17 protein-coding genes are annotated in these 19416 nt (G+C 65.2%); 5 read left to right on the forward strand and 12 right to left on the reverse strand.

Features of this window, described 5'->3' with window-relative positions:
• Positions 1–6: 6 nt before the first annotated feature.
• The 6 genes from accB to OQE56_RS13840 all read right to left on the reverse strand — a co-directional run bounded on the left by accB (position 7) and on the right by OQE56_RS13840 (position 5818).
• Positions 7–462, reverse strand: a complete 456-nt coding sequence (gene accB, locus OQE56_RS13815) for an acetyl-CoA carboxylase biotin carboxyl carrier protein (RefSeq protein ID WP_267225170.1) — start codon at positions 460–462, stop codon at positions 7–9.
• Between the two features lie 65 nt (positions 463–527).
• On the reverse strand, positions 528–974 hold the full coding sequence (gene aroQ / locus OQE56_RS13820; RefSeq protein WP_267225172.1) for a type II 3-dehydroquinate dehydratase: 447 nt from the start codon (positions 972–974) through the stop codon (positions 528–530).
• Between the two features lie 150 nt (positions 975–1124).
• Positions 1125–1667 (reverse strand): TlpA family protein disulfide reductase, encoded by a 543-nt coding sequence (locus OQE56_RS13825; RefSeq protein WP_267225174.1) that lies wholly within the window; start codon positions 1665–1667, stop codon positions 1125–1127.
• A complete protein-coding gene (locus tag OQE56_RS13830; RefSeq protein ID WP_267225176.1) occupies positions 1664–3853 on the reverse strand; it encodes a protein-disulfide reductase DsbD family protein in 2190 nt (729 codons plus the stop codon). The genes OQE56_RS13825 and OQE56_RS13830 overlap by 4 nt, the downstream gene beginning before the upstream one ends.
• A gap of 101 nt (positions 3854–3954) precedes the next feature.
• Positions 3955–4869, reverse strand: a complete 915-nt coding sequence (locus OQE56_RS13835; RefSeq protein ID WP_267225178.1) for a DMT family transporter — start codon at positions 4867–4869, stop codon at positions 3955–3957.
• 250 nt (positions 4870–5119) lie between these two features.
• A complete protein-coding gene (locus tag OQE56_RS13840) occupies positions 5120–5818 on the reverse strand; it encodes a glutathione binding-like protein (RefSeq protein WP_267225180.1) in 699 nt (232 codons plus the stop codon).
• A 109-nt stretch (positions 5819–5927) separates the two neighbouring features.
• On the opposite strand from OQE56_RS13840, the gene pdxR reads away from it, so the two are divergent.
• The 4 genes from pdxR to OQE56_RS13860 all read left to right on the forward strand — a co-directional run bounded on the left by pdxR (position 5928) and on the right by OQE56_RS13860 (position 8858).
• A complete protein-coding gene (gene pdxR / locus OQE56_RS13845; protein WP_267225181.1) occupies positions 5928–7376 on the forward strand; it encodes a MocR-like pyridoxine biosynthesis transcription factor PdxR in 1449 nt (482 codons plus the stop codon).
• A 91-nt stretch (positions 7377–7467) separates the two neighbouring features.
• Positions 7468–8478, forward strand: a complete 1011-nt coding sequence (locus OQE56_RS13850) for a TlpA family protein disulfide reductase (protein WP_267225182.1) — start codon at positions 7468–7470, stop codon at positions 8476–8478.
• The gene (locus OQE56_RS13855; protein WP_267225184.1) at positions 8478–8669 is read left to right on the forward strand and encodes a cupin domain-containing protein; all 192 of its coding nucleotides are present in this window, start codon (positions 8478–8480) and stop codon (positions 8667–8669) included. The genes OQE56_RS13850 and OQE56_RS13855 overlap by 1 nt, the downstream gene beginning before the upstream one ends.
• A 6-nt stretch (positions 8670–8675) precedes the next feature.
• Positions 8676–8858: a cupin domain-containing protein gene (locus tag OQE56_RS13860; protein WP_323748584.1), complete on the forward strand. Its 183-nt coding sequence runs from the start codon at positions 8676–8678 to the stop codon at positions 8856–8858.
• On the opposite strand, the gene OQE56_RS13865 is transcribed toward OQE56_RS13860, so the two are convergent.
• The 3 genes from OQE56_RS13865 to OQE56_RS13875 form a co-directional block, all read right to left on the reverse strand.
• Positions 8843–10828 (reverse strand): tetratricopeptide repeat-containing sulfotransferase family protein, encoded by a 1986-nt coding sequence (locus OQE56_RS13865; protein ID WP_267225188.1) that lies wholly within the window; start codon positions 10826–10828, stop codon positions 8843–8845. The two genes, OQE56_RS13860 and OQE56_RS13865, sit on opposite strands and share 16 nt — an antisense overlap.
• A 103-nt stretch (positions 10829–10931) precedes the next feature.
• On the reverse strand, positions 10932–13622 hold the full coding sequence (locus tag OQE56_RS13870; RefSeq protein WP_267225189.1) for a TonB-dependent receptor: 2691 nt from the start codon (positions 13620–13622) through the stop codon (positions 10932–10934).
• Between the two features lie 373 nt (positions 13623–13995).
• Positions 13996–15177 carry an alpha-D-ribose 1-methylphosphonate 5-triphosphate diphosphatase gene (locus OQE56_RS13875; protein ID WP_267225190.1) on the reverse strand — a complete coding sequence of 394 codons (1182 nt, stop codon included), beginning with the start codon at positions 15175–15177 and terminating at the stop codon, positions 13996–13998.
• Positions 15178–15231: 54 nt separating this feature from the next.
• Here OQE56_RS13875 and phnF point away from each other — a divergent pair, with 54 nt between their 5' ends.
• Positions 15232–15981, forward strand: a complete 750-nt coding sequence (phnF, locus tag OQE56_RS13880; protein ID WP_267225192.1) for a phosphonate metabolism transcriptional regulator PhnF — start codon at positions 15232–15234, stop codon at positions 15979–15981.
• Between the two features lie 172 nt (positions 15982–16153).
• Here phnF and OQE56_RS13885 read toward each other — a convergent pair whose 3' ends face one another.
• Genes OQE56_RS13885 through OQE56_RS13895 form a run of 3 tightly spaced genes read right to left on the reverse strand, consistent with a single transcriptional unit; the run spans position 16154 to position 19373 of the window.
• Positions 16154–17338, reverse strand: coding sequence for a TIGR03364 family FAD-dependent oxidoreductase (locus OQE56_RS13885; protein ID WP_267225193.1), 1185 nt, complete (start codon positions 17336–17338; stop codon positions 16154–16156).
• Entirely contained in the window at positions 17335–18615 is a 1281-nt protein-coding gene (locus OQE56_RS13890) for a DUF5690 family protein (protein ID WP_267225194.1), read from the reverse strand. Before OQE56_RS13890 ends, OQE56_RS13885 begins: the two co-directional genes overlap by 4 nt.
• Positions 18616–18674: 59 nt before the next feature.
• Positions 18675–19373, reverse strand: coding sequence for an HAD family hydrolase (locus OQE56_RS13895; protein ID WP_267225196.1), 699 nt, complete (start codon positions 19371–19373; stop codon positions 18675–18677).
• Positions 19374–19416 lie beyond the last annotated feature (43 nt).

Below are 19416 nucleotides of genomic sequence, written 5' to 3' on the forward strand. Positions count from 1 at the left end.
GGCCGCTCAGGCGATCACAAACATCGGCTGGTCGAATTCCACCGGCTGGCCGTTCTCGACCAGGATGGCCTGCACGGTGCCGGCCACATCGGCCTCGATCTGGTTGAACATCTTCATCGCTTCGATGATGCCCAGCGTCTCGCCGGCCTTGACCTGCTGGCCGACCTTCACGAACGCTGCAGCACCCGGGCTGGAAGAGGCGTAGAAGGTGCCGACCATCGGCGCCTTCACCACGTGGCCAGCCGGCAGGGCCGGCGCGGCCGGGGCGGCTTCGGCAGCCGGGGCAGCAGCCACCGGGGCAGCGGCGGGCGCAGCCTGCATGACCGGCGCGGCAGCCACGGTGACGGTGCCCTTGGGCACGCGCGACAGGCGAACGACTTCTTCGCCTTCCTTGATCTCCAGTTCGGCGAGGTTGGATTCCTCGAGCAGGTCAATGAGCTTCTTGATCTTGCGCAGGTCCATCGTTCAAACCTTCTTGTTTTCGTTGGGGCCGCCGGGGCAGCCGGATAGGAATTGGGTGTGGCGGATCAGGCGGCCGCAGCCAGCCGGTTCATGGCGGCATCCAGTGCCAGCCGGTAGCTGTCTGCGCCGAAGCCGCAGATCACGCCGACGGCAATGTCCGAGAGGTACGAGTGCTGACGGAACGCCTCGCGGGCGTGCACGTTCGACAGGTGCAGCTCGATGAACGGGATCGCCACGCCCGCCAGCGCGTCGCGCAGGGCGATGCTGGTGTGGGTGAACGCGCCCGGGTTGATCAGGATGAAGGCGGTGCCGTCCTGGCGGGCCTGGTGAATACGGTCGATCAGCGCGTGCTCGGCGTTGGACTGAAGCGCCTCAAGCGCATGCCCGGCAGCCTTGGCGCGCGCGGTGAGCGAGGCGTCGATATCGGCCAGCGTGTCGCGCCCGTAAACCTCCGGCTCGCGCACGCCAAGCAGATTGAGATTGGGTCCGTGGAGGACCAGGATCTTTGCCACGCCAACGCCCTGGGTCGAGCCGGCAACACCGGCGTCCGGCGCGGAGTGTGCGCGTCCGGGCTGATGTTGTCCAGTTCGGCGCAGTTCGGCGATGTTTGAAGGAGAAGTTACGCGTTAACCGTGCGGCGACGTATGGCGCCGCAAACCGCGTCAGGGCGCGGTTGGTGCCAGCCATTGCCGGAGGTCGTCAGCATCGAGCGCACCGCGCCGGCTCGCCAGCACGCGGCCGTTTTCATCCAGAAGCACGCTGTATGGCAGTACTTCGCCGACGTTTCCCAGACGAAGCGAGGTGCTGGGGCTATCCAGGCTGCCGATCAGGATCGGATAGTTCACGGGATGCGTGGCGAGAAAGCTTCGGACGTGGCCGGGATCGTCCATGGCGATGCCAAGGACGATCGGCCCCTTTTCGCCGACGTTTGTCTGCGCCTTCACCAGCTCGGGCATCTCCTGCAGGCAAGGGCCGCACCAGGTCGCCCAGAAGTTGACCAGCACGCGGCGGCCACGGAACTCGGACAGCCGATGCGTCTTTCCGTCGAGCCCGGCCAGGGCGAGATCAGGAACGATCTCGCCCTGTGCCGCCACGTGGACGCCTTCCGGCACCCGGGCGCGGTGGCTGGCGTGCTGCAGCCAGCCACCGGCTGCAGCCACCAGCACGGCCAGGCCGAGAATGCTCCAGTTGGCGCGACTCATCATGGATTACGGGCTACCGGTGTGCCTGCGGCCTTGGTCAGCGCTTCTTCGACCAGCGAAGAGGTGAGCACGGTAGGCAGCTTCTGGCCGTCGCCGCCATCCTTGGGGAACACCACATAAAGCGGCACGCCCGGCGAGTGGTAGTGCTGCAGAAAGGCGGTAATGGACGGGTCTTCGTTGGTCCAGTCGCCTTTCATGTAGACCGCGCCGGTCTTCTTCAGCAGATCGCGGAATGCGTCGGTGTTCAGCACGGCGTGCTCATTGGCCTTGCAGGTGATGCACCAGTCGGCGGTCATGTCGACAAAGACCGGCGTGCCCGCCTTGCGCAGTTCCGCAAGCTTCTCCGGGGTGAACGCCACCACGCCGTCCGTCGTTACTGTCGCGGCATTCGTTGTGACGGGCAGACGCACCAGGGCATACAGGGGAATGGCGGTGAGCACAGCCAGCACCACCACGAAGGCGCGGCTGCGGCCACTGCTCCAGCGGGTGCGCTCGAACCACCACAGCGTCATCGCCAGCAGCACGGCAGCCACCAGCAGCAGGCCCACGGCATCTGCACCGCGCTGGTGGGCGAGCACCCAGGCCAGCCACACGGCGGCCAGATACATCGGGAAGGCCAGCACCTGCTTGAGCGTTTCCATCCACGCACCGGGCCTCGGCAACAGGCGGGCAAGCGCCGGTACGAAGCCCACCGCCAGGAACGGCAAGGCCAGGCCGAGACCGAGCGCCAGGAAGATCAGCATCGCGTGCCATGCCGGTGCTGCCAGCGCATAAGCCAACGCCGTTCCCATATACGGGCCGGTGCACGGGCTGGCCACGACCACGGCGAGCACGCCGGTAAAGAAGTCACCGCGCAGGCCCTGCTGGTTGGCCAGCGAACTGCCGACGTTGCCAAGCGATGCACCAAACTGCACCACGCCCGACATCGACAGGCCCACCGCCAGCATGATCAGCGACAGTGCGGCCACCACCAGCGGGTTCTGCAACTGCACGCCCCACGCTGCCTTCAGGGCGAGGATGGCCAGGCCCAGCACGATAAAGCTGACCAGCACGCCGGCGGTGTACATCAATGCGTGGCTGCGACGGCGCGCGGTGTTTTCGCCACTCTCGATCAGCGACACGGCCTTGATCGACAGCACCGGCAGCACGCACGGCATCAGGTTGAGGATCAGTCCGCCGCCCAGCGCGAGCAGCAGGGCATAGGCAAAGCTGACATCGAGCGCCTCGGTGGCTTTTGCCGGCGGCATTTCCGGCGCCGGCTCGGCGTTGGTACCTGAGGTCGGCGTGGCGCTACCGAGGTCGATGCTCAGCGCACGCGTCATCAGCGGATAGCACAGGCCGCCGTCCTGACAGCCCTGGAAGCTGGCTTCCAGCGCGACTGATGCGTGGCCAGCGGTGTCGCCAACAAGGGTCACCGGCACTTCGACCTGATCGACATACACCGTCGTCGTTCCGAAGTGCGGATCGTCCTTCTGCACCCCGGCGGGCCACTCGGGCTTGGCCAGCGAGAGACCGTCGGCATCCTTCAGGCGCAGCGCGGTCTGATCGCGATAGAGGTAGTAGCCCTTGGGCATGGTCCAGCGCAGCAGCAGATGCTGGCGGTCCTGTGCGAGCGCTTCCAGCTTGAACGCTTGTTCGGCGGGCAGGGCCGTGCCATCGGTCGATTTGTTGGAGCCGAGCTTGCTCAGCGCCGCGCCGAGCGAGGTGCCGGCGCCGGCACCGCCGGAAGCCGCAGGCAGATCGAGCGTCAGGTGCTCGGTATGCGGCGGATAGCAGATCTTGGGCTCGACTTCGTGGCAGCCCTGGTACGTCACCGCCATCGCCAGCTGGGTGGTGCCCGCGGCCAGCGTGTAAGGCACGGTGGCGTCGACGCCATGGTGATAGGTCTCCACGTCGCCCAGGTATTCGTCGTGATGCTTTTCGCCGTCGGGCAGCTTCGCTTCGCCCAGCGTGGCGCCATCGCCGGCCTTGAACTTCATGCGGCCGCGATAGAGGTAATAGTCGGGCGCGATGGTCCAGTGCAGCTTGATGACGCCGGGCGTCGACGTGTCGGTGCTCAGCTTGTACGCCTCGGTGACCGGCAGCAGGCCATCGAGATCATCCTGAGCAAAGGCGGGCAGTGCGCCCAGCAACAGGCACCACAGAACAGTAAGGCAGGCGGCAAGCCGGCCGGGGCGAATCAGGCGCATTGCGGCTCCAGCGTATGCAGGGCCCGCGCCGTAGCGCAGGCGAGTGGGGATTATGGCGCTTGCAGCGTCTCGGGATGATGTCCCGAACGTAAGCGTGTGTATCAGGCGCGTTCTGTCGCAGGGTCGGACAAGGTCCCGGCGGATGAGCGCGGGCGTAGCAGTCCGGTGGTCAGTGCGACACCCAGCAGGATGACCACGCAACCACCGGCCATCGCCAGCGTGACGGGTTCATGCAGGAACAGCAGCCCCCACACCACACCGAACACCGGGATAAGAAACATCACCACCATGCTGCGTGATGCGCCGACGCGGGCCATCAAGCTGTAGAACAGCACATAGGCGAGTGACGTGCAGATGGCGGCCAGGCCGAACACTGCCAGCCACGATGTCCAACCCGGCGTGTGAGTGGGCCACGTCCAGACGGTGAAGGGCAGCAGTATCAGTGCGGCGGCCAGCTGGCTGCCGGTGGCGACGCTGAGCGGCGTGACGCCACTGCGCAGGCGCCGATGACTGTAGTGGGCGCCAAAGGAGTAACAGATATTGGCACCCAGGCAGGCGGCCATCGCCCAGCCGGTTGCATGCGCGCCGCCGCTCAAGCCGAGGGTGCCGACCACCAGCCACACCACGCCGGTGAAACCGATCAACAGGCCAGTGGCCTGCGTGGCGCTCAGCTTCTCGCCCAGCAACATCCAGCCCGACAGCGCCACCAGCAGTGGCGCGATGGCGTCGGAAATGGCGGAGACGCCGGCCGGCAGACTCTTCGCCGCATAGGAGAACAGCACGAACGGCAGCGCCGAATTGGCGATGCCGACGATGGCGATATCACGCCAGTGCGTGCGCATTTCCGCGCATCGCGTGCGGGTCAGCAGCGGGATCGAGCAGATCGCCGCGCCAATGGCCCGCATGCCGGCCAGCGCCATGCCGCCGAACTCGTCGGCGCCCATGCGCATGAACAGGAACGATGCGCCCCAGATGGCTCCCAGCAACAGCAAGGCGACGATGTCGGAGGTTTTCATGGTTGTGCCTGTCTTTGTTGTTGACTCGTCGAGCAATGACTCGGGGCTTGCTCTTTGCCCGTCATTCCGGCGCAGGCCGGAATCCAGTGACGTTATGGATGGGTTTTCGCGACTTGGTCTGGTGCGCTCTTTCGCAACAACCGGTCGCTACCGCTACTGGATTCCGGCCTGCGCCGGAATGACGGAGCTGAGAGGCGGCTCTTCCTACGGAAGGCTAGCCGCCCATAGTGTCAGAACCTGTCAGCAGCCTTCAGGCTTTCGGTGTCGCGCCCTGTCCAAACAGCACGCGGCGTTCTTCTTCCGTCAGCGCCTGCTTGGGCTGGTAGGCGTTCTCCACGCCCTCGTACGTGCGCAGCGTGGCCGGGCGCTGAGACATGGCGATGAACCAGCGCTCCAGGTTCGGGAAATCCGCCAGGTTCTGGCCGTGTGCCTCGTGCGGCACGATCCACGGATAGCAGGCGATGTCGGCGATGGAGAACTCGCCGCAGATGAACTCGCGCCCGGCCAGCCGGCGATCGAGCACGCCGTACAGGCGCGCCACTTCGCGGGTGTAGCGGTCGATGGCGTAGGGCACCTTTTCCGGCGCATACACATTGAAGTGCCCGATCTGGCCAGCCATGGGTCCCAGCCCGGAGACCTGCCAGAACAACCACTCCAGTACTTCTACCCGGCCAGCCGCGTCCTTGGGCATGAACCGGCCGATCTTCTCGGCCAGATACAGCATGATCGCGCCCGATTCGAACACCGCCAGCGGCGCACCGCCGCCGGCCGGCGCATGGTCGACGATGGCGGGAATCTTGTTGTTCGGCGAAATGGCCAGAAATTCCGGCTTGAACTGCTCGCCCTTGCTCAGGCTCACCGGCGTGATGAAGTAGGGCAGTCCCGCCTCCTCAAGGAACAGCTTGAGCTTCAGGCCGTTGGGGGTGGCGGCGAAATACAGCTCGATCATGGCGGGGCTCCATTGAAGTGATGGGGTCAGTGTCGGGGTTTCACTGGTCTTGAAAAAGATCCAGATCACGGGAATTCTTGAGGACCAGTCAAACCACCCGGACACCGGCATGGACCAACCCCTGGCCTTTCCACTGGATATTCCCGTGCGCGGTCGGCTCCAGGCGCTGCATGGACAACTGCGGGCGGCGATTCTGGATGGGCGGCTGCGTACCGGCCAGGTCCTGCCTTCGACCCGCGCGCTGGCCACCTCGCTGGGGGTGTCGCGCAACACCGTGGTGGCGGCGTACGACCTGCTGCTCAGCGAGGGCTATGTGGTCTCGCGGCAGGGCGCCAGTTACCTGGTGGCGCATACCGGTCCCACCGAGGCGAGCGCTTCCCGGCCGGATGCCGGGGCCGAGCAGCGTCTACAGCCGCAATGGCGCGACGCGGTCGCTCCGCTGCCCATGAATGCCTTGCCACCGTCGCGCTACGACCTGCGCGTGGGGCTGCCTGATATCTCGCGTTTTCCGTTCGAGGCGTGGCGCAAGCTGTCTGCTCGTGCGTTGCGCGGGCTCACCCGCGCGATGTCTGCCTATGATGCCGTCGAAGGGCGCGGGGCCCTGCGTGAAGCGATTGCGGGGCACGTGTCGTTCACGCGCGCGGTGATTTGCAGCGCGGCAGACATCATGGTGACGGGTGGTGCGCAGCAGGCCTTCGACCTGCTGGCGCGCATTCTGGTGACGCCGGGGCGCACGGTGGTGGCGGTGGAGGATCCCGGTTATCCGCCATTGCGTGCCAGCTTCGAAGTCGCCGGCGCGAACGTGGTGCCCGTGCCGATCGACGACGAAGGTCTGATCGTCGAGCAGATTCCCACCGACGCACGCGTCATCTACGTCACGCCGTCGCACCAGTTTCCCTCCGGCATGGCGATGTCGCCTGCGCGTCGCGCCGCCTTGCTCGACTTCGCCCGGCGGCAGGGCGCCGTGATCATCGAGGACGACTACGACGGCGAGTTCCGCTACGGCGGGCGTCCGCTGGATGCGCTGCAGACCCTGGATCGCGACGGCACCGTGTTCTACGTCGGCACGTTTTCCAAGAGCCTGTTTCCCACGTTGCGCCTGGGTTACGTGGTGGCGCCCGCATGGGCGATGGCGGCGCTGGGCAGCCTGCGGCAGCTCGTGGACCGGCACGGCGACCTGCTGGCGCAGGACACGCTGGCACTGTTCATCGCCGAAGGCCATCTCGCGCGGCACGTACGCAAGATGCGGCGCATTTATGCCGAGCGCCGCGACGCCTTGCTCGATGGTCTGTCGCGGCATGCGGGCGAAGCCTTGCGGCCGCTGGCCTCGGATGCCGGCCTGCACATCGCCGCGGAACTGCTGTGGCCGGTGGCTGCCAGCCAGTTGGTGAAGGATGCGGCGGCCAAAGACATGCGCATCGAGGCGCTGGGTGACTACGCCGTGGGCGAGCACAAGCCCAACGGCCTCGTGTTCGGGCTCGGCGGCGTGCCAGCCACGCGCATGGACGAGGCGGCGCGCCAACTGGCCCGGTTGCTGGAGGCATACCGTCCGCGCTGACGCTGGTCCCTTCGTTTCCGCGCCAACTGGATCTGTCCGGTCGCGGTGTCGCGGAGCAGCATGCGAGGCCTCCCCATCAAGGAAGTCTGCCGTGCGTTACCTCCTCCTGCTATGCCTGATGTTGTCCTGCGCGCTGGCGCAGGCGTCTGAGTCTGGTCAGTCGCGCGCCGAATCGGCCGGACATAGCCTGATCGGGCAGCCCGCGCCACGCATGGTGGTGAAAACCATCGACGGCCAGACCATCGATCTGGGCGCGCTGTACGGCAAAAAGGCCGTCTACCTGAAGTTCTGGGCAACCTGGTGCGTGCCCTGCCGCGAACAGATGCCGCACTTCGAGCGCACTTACGAAGATGCCGGCCCGGATATGGCGGTCATCGCCATCGACGTGGGTTTCGACGACAGCGTGGACGAAGTGCGCAAATACCGTCAGGCCGTGGGCCTGAGCATGCCCATCGTGTTTGACGACGGCACGCTGGACGAGGCGTTTCATTTGCGCGTGACGCCGCAGCACGTGGTGATCGGCCGCGACGGCCGCATCCTCTATGTGGGTCATGAGGCAAACGACAAGCTGGATGCTGCGTTGGCGCAGGCGCGCCGCAGTTCATCCACGCAGGTCGCAGCGGCCACCGCACCGAAAGACGAGCCGCACTACGACATCGGCGACAGCGTGCCCGCGTTCAACGTGCATACGCTGGATGGCAAGTCGCTGCCCGCTTTCGGCGCCACGCCGGGGCAACCCACGGTGCTGTTGTTCCTTTCGCCGTGGTGCGAGTCCTATCTCGCCAAGAGCCGTCCCGCGTTGGCGCAAAGTTGCCGCACGGCTCGCGAGCGTGCCGACGTGCTGGCGCGCGACAGCCACGCACGCTGGCTCGGCATCGCCTCGGGTCTGTGGGCGAGCCGTGACGAGCTGGCTGACTATCAGCGCGAGCACCATGTCGCCATGCCGCTGGCGTTGGACGATTCGGGGGCGCTGTTCCGTCGCTTCCGCGTCATGCACGTGCCGACGGTGATCGTGTTGGATGCACAGGGTAAAGTGCTGCGCCGTAGCGAAGATGTCGATGCCGCGATGCCGGCGCAGCAGCCTGCCGTCTCGGTGCGCTGATGATGCGCGCCGCCCGGGGTTTGCTCTGGATGATGGCGCTCGCCGTGGCGGCGCCGGTCATGGCGACGCAAGACGAATCGCTGCTGACCGCGGCATTGACGCGCGCACCCGGTCAGTCACTCGAAGCCCTGCGCGTTACTTACGCGCCGGGCGAATCATCCAAACCGCATTCGCATGACCGCGATGCCTAAGTATATGTGCTGCAAGGCCACGTGCGCAGCCAGGTTGAAAGGCAGCCATTGCGCGTCTACGCCCCGGGCGAAAGCTGGTTCGAGCCGGCGGGTGCGCGCCACCTGGTCAGCGGCAATGCCAGCACAAGCGAGCGCGCTACGTTCCTGGTGGTGTTCGTGGGTGCGCCGAAGCTTCAGCCCGGGCGGTAGCGCTCCAGCGCGTCGCCGAGCTTCTCCCTGAGCGGATCAAGGTACGCCGCGTACTTCGCCCACTGGTCCATGCCGTCGCGGAAGATCGGGCGGCGCACCTGCTCCGAGCTGGCGGTGCGCACGCTGCGCTCGGTCTTGTGGAATTCAAGGCATGACGTCTCGAACGACAGGCCGCAGAAATCGAGAATGCGGCGCACGCTGCCTTCCAGATCGTCCACGACGTCCTCGTGATGCACGCGCAGCACGCGGCCGGGCAGCATACGGTCCCAGTGCTCCATCAGGTCGAGGTAGGTGCGGTAGTACCGCGCGATGTCTTCCATGCTGTAGGTGAATTCCTGGCCGCTCGCAAAAAGCTGCTTGAGGTTGCTGAAGCAGCACGCCATGGGTTCGCGCCGCGCGTCGATGATCTTCGCGTTGGGGAACATCAGGTGGATAAGGCCAAGGTGCCGGAAGTTATTCGGCATCTTGTCGATGAAGCGGGGCGCCTCGCCGCGGTAGGAACGCGTATCGCGCAGATACTTTTCTCCCAGCCGGCGGAAGTCCTCTGGCGACAGGTCGGCGAGCACACCGGGATAGCGCGGGTCGTCCAGATCCGGCTCGCGCCCTTGCAGGTCGAGCACGATGCGCGGGATGTCCGCGAGCTCCTGCGTGCCGTCAACCTGCGAATGCGAGGCGAGAATCTGTTCGAGCAGGGTGGAACCGGCACGCGGCAGGCCGACGATGAAGATCGGGTCGGGGCTGGGGTCGCCTGCACCCGCGCGGCTGGCCAAGAACTCGCGTGTGCACGTGTCGATCTGCCGGCGCGTATTGGTTTCGATGAGCTCGGGCCGGTAGCGGCTTTCTGCGCGCTTGAGGGCGTTGCCGCGCCCGTAGTGCTGCCACGAAGCATCATGCTCGCCACGATCTTCATACGCCTTGCCGAGCGCGAAACACAGGTGATAGCGATCCACCACGGACGTCTCAGGCGAACCCTCTGCGTCCGTCATGCGGTCGATCTCTTGGTCGGTGAAGCGATACGTCTTGAGATTCGCCAGGCTCCAGTACGCATCGCCGAAACCGGGGCGTGCGGTGATCGCCGCGTGATAGGCGTCTATGGCTTCGCCGCGATGGCCTTGCGTTTTCAGCGCATGGGCGAGTGAGAGGTGCAGGTCCGCTGCGCCCGGTACGTCGCGCAGGAGTGCGCGGTACAAGCCGATGGCTCGCTCGTGCTCGCCAAGACCGACGTGGGCGCTGGCGTGCAGCGCACGGTAATCGAGATGTTGCGGGTCCAACGCCAGCAACGTTTCCATCTCTTCGCAGGCGCGCTGATACAGGTGTCGTTCGAACAACACTTTGGCGTAGTCGAATCGAGCGGCGTGGTAATCCGGCGCGATGGCGAGAGCGGCGCTGAGCAGGGTATCGGCATCGTCCAGAACGTCGCGCGCCACCGCGATGCGGGCGAGCAGGCGCATGCCTTCGACGTCGTTGCCGACGCGTTGCAGATAAGGGCGGATGACATGCTCAGCCTGAGTGACTTCGCCATCCGAAAAGAGGCTCGTCGCCAGCACCACCTCGGGCGCTAGGCGCTTGAGCGTGGCGACATGCGAGGCGGCCATCGCCGCGTTGGCCGGCTCGCCGGTCATCCGGTAGAGGCCTTCCAGCAGGTTCCAGCTTGAGGGAAGCGCGGGGTTGATGTTCACCGCGCGCAACAGCGCATCGATCGCCTGTGGCGCGTCGCGGCGTACCACGTGGCAATGGCCGCGTTCCTCATGCAGGCGGCTGAAGGCCGGGTGCCAGCGTTCGAGATCGACCAGCGTGCGCAAGGCGTCGTCGACCTGGCCCAGATGGCGCTGGCTTCTGGCGACGACATGCAGCAGGTCGCGGTTCTCCGGCAGGTCGGCCAGCAGCGGCTGGGCTAGCGCCAGTACCTGCGCGTGGTTGCCTGCGGCTTGCAGCTGGCGAAGATCGTGGACGTGTTGTTCGACGGACATGGGGGGCGATTGCGCTGCAGGGTTCATGCGTGATCTGTGTACGGAAGGAGGTGGGCTTGCGCCCACCCCCGCCATGCTCGACCCGTTTTGCGACGGCGAGATGTCAGAACTTGAACCCGAACTTCACCCCGATCACCCGCGGACGCAACGGCACTTCCGACTTGATGAACTGCGCCGACGAGGTGAACACGCTGGCGTGGCTATTGCTCAGGTTGGTGCCGTACAGGGAAAGATCCCAGGCGTCCTTGGCAATGCCTACGGAGGCGTCGTAGGTGGTGTAGCCCTCCTGCAGATAGCGCAGGTCCACGGTGGTCGGATACTGCACGCCTTCGCCGCTGGGATAGGTGGCCGGCTGGTTGTACATCGAGCCCGTATGGCTGGCGCCCACCATGGCGAAAGCCTTGTAGCCACCGGTAACCGTCCAGTCGTAGCGGGCGCGAAGGTTGAACTGCGAGCGCGGCGAGAACGCCGGCACGCTGCCGGCCGCGCCGAACGGATTCTCGAACGGCTGCAGGCCCTGGCCGGCGATGACCACCTGGGTGATGCACGCGCCGAAGGACGGCGTGTTCGGGATGTTGCCGACGAGGCAAGGCGAGTTGGTCTGTTTGGATTTGTTGTACGAGCCCGATCCCATCAGGGTCAGCCCGTCGGTGACGCGTCCCTCGAACTGCAGCTCGATGCCGTCCACCTTGTAGTTCGGACCATTGACGCCGAACGTGGTGTTGCCGAGCACCTGCGGGTTGAAGAACTGCATCTGCACGTTGTCCCACTTCATGTGGTACAGCGAGCCGTTGAGCAACAGGCGGTCGTTGAAGAACGTGGTTTTGAAGCCAATTTCGTTGTTGGTCAGTGAGTCCGGCGCGTAGCTTAGCGGCTTGCGGTATTGCGGGCCGTCCGGGCCCTTTGCCACGTTCTTGGTGGTGCGGTTGAACGCACCCGGGCGGAAGCCCTGCGAGAAGGTGTAGTAGACCATCGCGTCAGGCGTGATATGCCACACCAGGTTCGCGCGGCTCTTGAAGCCGTGGTACGCGGCGTCGAGATGCTCTGCCGTCATGCTGGTCGCGTCACCGCCTGCGCACTGGCCGTTGGGCACGTTCACGCAGTTGCTGCCGGTGGAGTACTGCGAGCCGCGCTGGTACTCGGAGTAATGGTAGTAACGCGTGCCTGCGGTCGCAGTGAGCACTTCGGGAATGATGTCGTAGGACACCGAGCCGAAGGCGGCGAACTGGCGGTACCCGCGCTGTTCGTCTTCACCGAACGCGGTGTTGTCGCTGCGCTGGCCAGGATCCACCTGTGCCGTGCCGGGGTACGGTACGACATTGGCGACGCACGGTGCGCCACCTGCAAGGGCCGAGGTGAGGTTGGGCGGCGTACACGAGGGGATCGTCTTGTAGTTGAAGTTCATGTCGTCGAGGATCTGGAAGTCCTCGTAATACAGGCCACCGATGGCGCGCAGGCGGTTCTCTTCCGGCGTGCTGAAACGCAGCTCGTGGCTGAGGTGCGTGCTCTTGACCTGGTCGTTCCAGTAGCCGATGGGCGAATAGCAGGTGGGCGTGGTGCCTGCGCCCAGACCTGAGCCGCCGCTGCAGTTGTAGTACCAGCCGCCGGCACTGCGCGAATAGTTGGTGTAGTCCTGCTGTTCGCTGATGTGGCGGTTGGTGTAGCCGCCGGTGTACACCAGCGAGACGTCGCCGATCTTGCCGTTGACCGTCCACGCGGTGTTGGTATTGCGGTCCTTGTCCCAGGCTGGCGCGAACGCGGTGATCTGCAGCGGCTGCAAGGATTGGCCATCCGAACCGATGGGGTAGGTCGACGACTGGCCCTGCGCATCCATTTCCTGGTAACTCTGGGCGATCAGCACGTTCCAGTCGTCGTTGATCTTGTAGAGCCCGGAGAGGCGCGCGCCCTGGTAATCGACCGGATTCCAGTTCTTCTGCGCCACGGCGTTGTTGTTGGCGACCGGGCTGCCCGGCACGGCGCAGTAGCCAGTGCCCGTCGGCAGGCCGTTCGGGCACAGGCCGCCGGTGGGCTTGATATTGGCGTAGAAGTTGCCGCCATCGTTGTTGTTGCGGGTGAACGTGCTGGGCACGTTGTCGATGTAGCCGCCGCGATGGTCGTTGTAGATCACGCCGCGCAGCGCAAACGTGCCGGGGATGATGGGCAAGTTGAGCACGGCGCTGGCCGCGTTGTTCGGACGGCCGCCGCTCGTGATGCCGGTGCTCGCCTCGACATTGCCGCCGACCTTGTCCAGGTTTGGCTTGTTGGTGATGTAGCGCACGGCGCCGGCCTCGGCGCCGCCGCCGAACAGCGTGCCCTGCGGACCTTCGAGCACTTCCACGCGCTCCATGTCCGCCATGTAGACGTCGAGATTGCGCGCCGGGAACTGCATCGACTGGTCGTCGAGGTACACGGCAACATTGGGGAATGGCGCAATCGACGCGCTGGATTGATTACCCAGGAAGCCGGTGCTGAGGCCGCGCATATAGATGTTGCCCTGGCCGGGGCCATTCGCAGCGAACGTTACGTTGGGCAGGTATCGGATGATGTCGTCAAAGGTATTGATGTGCAGTTGCTGCAGCGTCGTGCCGGTGAACGCCTGCATGGTAATCGGCACGTCCTGCATGGCCTCGTTGGCATGCTGGGCGGTTACCGTGATCGAACCCAGCGTAGACACGGCCGCATCAGCCGCCGGTGCCGGCGGTGGCGCTGCTGGAGAAGTGGCGTCGTCGGCATAAGACACGCGAGCGACCGCGAGCGCGGCGAGTACCGCGCAAGTGATTGGATGGATCTTCAAGACTGTCTCCCCGAAAGGTGTAGTGGCCGAACCGCGTCGGCGTGCCTGGTGCTGCGTTGGAGCGAAGGCTAGGGAGGGTGGGTGAAATGCGAATGACTCGGACTAGGCAACTTTTGCGTGTTGTCTATACCTGTCTATGCGTGCTGGAACTTGCGCTATGTCGATGCCGGCTTGAAGCCCGCTCAATCCCTCTTGAGCGCTTAATTCCCCTCACCGTCATCCCCGCGAAAGCGGGGATCCAGCGACTTTCGGCCTTCCGTAGCACTTAAAAGGCACTGGGTGACCAGCCTTCGGCTGTTGTGAAGCGCTTCCCGCTTTCGCGGGGATGACGGTGATGTCATGACAAGGCCGTATCGAGATGTTGCAAGGGCTTTTAGAGTCGCTGCATGCCCGCAACCCACGCGGAACAAACCACCGGCTGGGAACGATGCATGCGTACGCGCAGCAGATCAGCACGCAGCCCATCGCCAAGGCGGCCCCGGTCGTCGAAACCGAGCACCGCAGCGGGTGTGGCGGAGACCGTGGCCATCGCATCTGGCAACGACCATCCCGCCTGCTCATGCAGGATGAACGCGCCCTGCAGCAGACTGGTCGGCATGTAATCGGAGGAAAGAATGTCCAGGCAGCCAGCGCGCGCCAGCGCGATGGCCGCAACGTTGCCGGCGTGCGAGCCGCCGCGCACCAGGTTGCTGGCGCCGGCCACGATGTGCAGGCCATGGTCTCTGGCGGCCCGCGCGGCGGCCAATGTGGTGGGGAACTCGCTGATGCGTGCGCCGACAGCGACGGCTTCATTCACGTGAGCGGCATTGCTGTCGTCGTGACTGGCGACCAGCAGACCATGACGGTGCGCCAGGCGCATGACGCCGGCCAACTGTCCGTCGCGATGCTGGCTCTGCTGTGCGCGCCGCTCCTCCAATAGCGCGGAGAACTCCTCGTCACTCCACAGGATGCCGCTGCGGCCGTAGTACGTGCGGTACTGGCGAACGTCGTGATACTGGCGTTGGCCTGGCGTGTGATCCATCAGTGACAGCAAGCGCAGGTCCTTGCGAATCATCAACGGTTCGGCCAGCGCCAGCAGCCCTGGCCAACTCAGTTCGCAGCGCAGGTGCAGGTAATGCTCGCAGCGCAGCAGGCCGTGATCGCGCGCTTCGTCCAGCGCAGCCAGCGCATTGCGCAAGGTGTCGGTGCGCCCGCCGTCTTCCTCCAGATCGCCCAGCGCCATCGCGTCCAACACGGTCGTGATGCCTGCAGCCAGCAGCTGGGCATCATGCGCAAGCATGGCCGGCAGCGCGGGCCATGGCGCACCGGCGCGCGGCAACAGATGTTTCTCGAGGTTGTCGGTATGCAGCTCGATCAGGCCGGGCAGCAGAAAATCGCCGTTGAAGTCGATGGCGTCCGCTGGCAGCGCGTCGCCCGTCCAGATGCGCTCGATGCGGCCCGCGCAGATCTCAGCGCCGCCCGCGATCACCTGGTCATGCAGTACCAGTCGCGCATTAGCAACGCGCCATGAATCGCCTTGCGCCGATGTCATCCCCGCGAAAACTGGCCTGCCCATACTCGCTACCGATTCCAACCACAGCCTGCCACTCTGGGCCAGGAACATGCAGGAATGATGGCAATCGACTTTCAGCCGCCGGATCGTTCGTGCGATGTGCCGGTATGGCGGCAGATCGAGCAGCAAGTGCTGCAGCAGATCCGCAGCGGTCAGCTCCGTGGCGGCGCCAGGCTGCCTTCCGCGCTGGAACTGGCGCGGCAGCTGCGCGTGAATCGGCATACCGTGCGCCGCGCACTCGACGCGCTGGAGGAGCGCGGGGCTATCCACGCTGACCCGGGCCGCGGCCTGCGTGTGCGAGAGGAGTGCTACGACTACGCCATCGGCCGGCGCACCAGCTTCAGCCGCAACATGAATAACCTCAACGTCAGTTCCGGCAACAAGGTATTGGGCACGGCGCTGGTGATGCCGCCACAACGCGTTGCCGAATCGCTCGCGCTGGCGCGCGGCGAACGGGCGTGGTGGATCGAATCATCGGCCTTTGCCGAGGGACGCGTGCTTGACCACAGCCAGGCATGGTTTCCCATGGCGCGTTTTCCCCGGCTCGGCGAGGTGTTTCAGCGCACGGGATCGGTGAGTCGCACGCTGGCGGAGTTCGGTGTTGCCGATTACTTCCGCAGCTATACCCGCGTGACGGCGCGCCTCGCAGGCACCGCCACCGGGAGCGTGCTGGAGCAGTCGCCAGACCTGCCGGTGCTTGAGGTCGAATCGCTTAACGTGGACGGACAGAATCAGCCCGTGCAGTACGGGCTGACTTGTTTTGCGGCGGAGCGCGTGCAGTTGGTGTTGTCCACTGCTGAACGTTGAAGTTCGGGGAATTTGCCGTTCGAGTACCCACACGCTAACCAACCGTCATCCCAGCGAAAGCTGGGATCCAGTGCCTTTGATACGTGCGGCAAGATCGAAAGACACTGGATCCCAGCTTTCGCTGGGATGACGTAGACGCAATGACGAGGCTATGGGGAGAATTTGAAAACGCTCAGTGCGCTCTGGCGACCACGGGCTCCACGGTCTCAGCCTGCAGCTGACCACTCACCACTTCCTCCGCCAGACCAAACGACAGCGTCATGCCCAGCCCGCCGCCACCGATACCGTTGACGATGGTGACGCCCGGTTCGGCCTCGATCACCAACTCGCTGCGCTGCCCGTCAGTGAGCTTGGCGTAGATGCCGTGCCAACTCTGCTTGACGTTCCAGCTCGGCAGATCGAGCACGCTGCGCAGGTAGTCGACGATCTTTCGGTTGATCGAACTCTCGTTGAAGGGCTCGTGCGTGTGACCGTATTCGTGCGAGTCGCCGATGGTAATTTCGCCCAGCCCGTTCTGCGCTGCCATCACGTGGATGCCCAGTGCGATCAGGTCCGCGTACTGTTCGGAGAGGCGCTCACGCAGACGTCCGATGCTCGGCGTGGCATGGAAACCGCTGTAGTGGGCCATGGTCAGGCCACCGCACACCACGGGACCCAGTTGGAACGGCGTGGGCTGCGCTTCCAGCCGTAGCATCTGCAGCTTGCACTTGGTGATCGCCAGGCGTTCGAACAGTTCGGGATAAAGCGTTTCGAAGTCGGTACCGCTGGCTACGTAAATAAGATCGGCGCCATAGCGGCGGCGGCCGCTCCACACCCACGGATGTTCGATGCGTGTCACGGCCTGACGCCAGTGGAATTCCACGCCATAGCGTTCGGTCAGCCACGCAGGCAGATTGCGGATGGCCTCGCGTGGATCCACCACGAGTTCATCGGTGCTCAGCAAGGCGCCGCGCAAACCGTTGGATACGACGCCGGGCGCATGCTGGCGCACCTGCGCAGGATCGAGCGTGCGGCAGGGGCGGATGCCCTCGTTCATTGCCGCGTATTCGTTCATCACCGCCCATTCGTCGTCGTGATACGCGGCGATCAGGCTGCCGCTCGGTGCGGACCAGGTGCCGGTGGCGTCGCAGAACTCGCGCCACACTTCGCGCGAACGCAGCGCGCGCGCATACAGCGGACCGTTGGGCACGCCAATCGGCCAGATCGTGCCGAAGTTGCGCACCGACGCGCCCACGGCGCGCTCATGGCGATCGAACACCGTGACTTTGTAACCGGCCTCCGCCAGCGCGCGGGCCATGGCCAGCCCGACGATGCCTGCACCGACCACGATCGCGGTGCGTGTTTGCGACTTGCTCATAAACGGCTGCTTTCCATCTTCAGGGGTGACAAGGGGGAGGCGGTTGCTGTGAGGCCGCTCTGGCGGCCGTGCCACCAGAACCAGCGTGCCGACAGGGCGACCAGCACGAGGCCAAGCAGACTGCTTGTGACCACGGCACGTTCGAAGAACTGCGTCCAGTTAAGCTGCAGAGCGAGGAACTGCCTGACCAGCAGAACCGCCACGCTGCCCAGGTAGCCGGAGGCGTCAGCCAGATACATCACGAACGACACGGTGCCGGCAACGCGGAACGTCGCCATCAGACGCTCGAAGAACATGCCGTTGAGCGGGATGTAGCCGAGATAGAGCCCGAATCCGACCAGGGTCATCCACGTCAACGGTGGCAACTGGTGATGCGCGAACAGCAGTGTGCTCAGTCCGGCGCAGCACAGGCCACCGGCGACCAGCACGTGGTTGAGCATGAAGGCGCGCATGTTGTCGCGCACCAGCGACAGCGATGCCGTGAGCATCAGAACGCCGATGCCGATGGGCGTGTCCACCTCGCCGAACACCAATGCGCTTCGGCCGAAGCCGAGGTCGCGGAAGATCTCGGTGTCGAAGTTCTCGCGAAAATCGCGCAGCACGGTGAGCAGCACGTACAGCGGCACGATCAGCAACAGGCCGGGCAGGAACCGGCGCAGGAACGAGCGGCGTGCATCCCGGTCCATGCGGCCACGTGGCGCGCGGGCGGCGATGTCCTCGGCGGTGGGCGGCGGCAGGCGCTCAAGCGTGCGTAGCGACAGCAGCAGGGGCGGTACGAACACCAGGCCGGTGAGAAACGGCATCCAGTGATCGCTGACGCCGGCCAAGAGCATCGCCTTGCCGACACCTTTGACCAGGCCCGAGGCGAAGATAAAGCTGGAGCCCAGGATGGCGCCCATCAGCTCGGTGGCCTGCCGGCCTTCGATGAAGCCGAACACCAGACCCCACACCATGCCCAACGGCAGGCCATTGAAGAACAGAAACACAATGCCCGGCACCGGCGGCGCCAGCGCGAAGCCCAGCAAGGCCAGCCATGACACGGCGATCAGCACGAGGATGGCTTTGCCCCGGTTCGACGGGTGAAGTTCCGGCACCAGCCGGATCGCCCAAAGCTTGCTTACCGCATAGCCCAGCACCTGGGCGATCACCAGCCAGATCTTGTAATCGACGCCCAGCCAGCTCATGCCGTCGAAACTTGCCGCGCTGAACGGCTTGCGGAAGGCATACATGCACGAATACACGCAGAACGCGGCGACGCCTGCGACCAGCGGCAACATGTTGGAGGACCAGCGGGAAGGCTGCCCGGGGGAAAACAAAGAAAGTCTCATGGCTAGCGTTACGCCACGAGGGACTGGTCGTAGCGGACTAGCAGCGCCGGCAGTTCGTGCAGACCGTCCAGCACCGCGTCGGGCTTATGCGTGAGCAGCTCGGCGCGACTGTAGGCGCCCGTGGTGACGGCCACCACCAGCTCGCAAGCTGCGGCGCGGCCTTCGCGAATGTCCACCTCGGTATCGCCAACCTTGAAGACCCGCGCGGCATCGGTGACGCCGCACTCGGCCATCAGTGCGCGGATCATGTCGGGCGCGGGGCGTCCGTGAGCGACTTGGTCCGCCGAGGTCGCCGCATCGATCAGGCCGCGTTCGCGCCAGCCGAAGCGTTCGATCAGACATTCGGCGATGTCCTGCGAGAACGCCGTGTTGAGCGCCACCTTGATGCCGCGCTGGCGCAGCCAGACGAAGGTGTCCTCGGCGCCCGCCATCGGGCGCACCGCTTCGTGGGTGCGGTAGCAGTCGAGCATGCGTTGCACGAAGTCCTCGTGCACGCGCGCCACCAGCGCATCGTCCGCCGGCAGGTCGTGCGCGGCCAGCACGGTGCGGATGGCGGCGGGCTTGGTGTAGCCCATCAGGGCGCGCAGTTCGGGCACGTCTGCGTGGCAGCCGGCCTGCGCCAGCGCCTCGCGCAGCGCCAGCGCGACCAGGTCCGGATCGTGCACCGTGGTGCCCGCCATATCGAAAACCGCCAGTTCGAACGTCATATCGCCTCCCGTGATGGAGAGGCATGCTGACGAACGGCGATGG

The sequence above is a fragment of the Dyella silvae genome, assembly GCF_026421305.1.
GTDB classification, from domain to species: domain Bacteria; phylum Pseudomonadota; class Gammaproteobacteria; order Xanthomonadales; family Rhodanobacteraceae; genus Dyella; species Dyella silvae.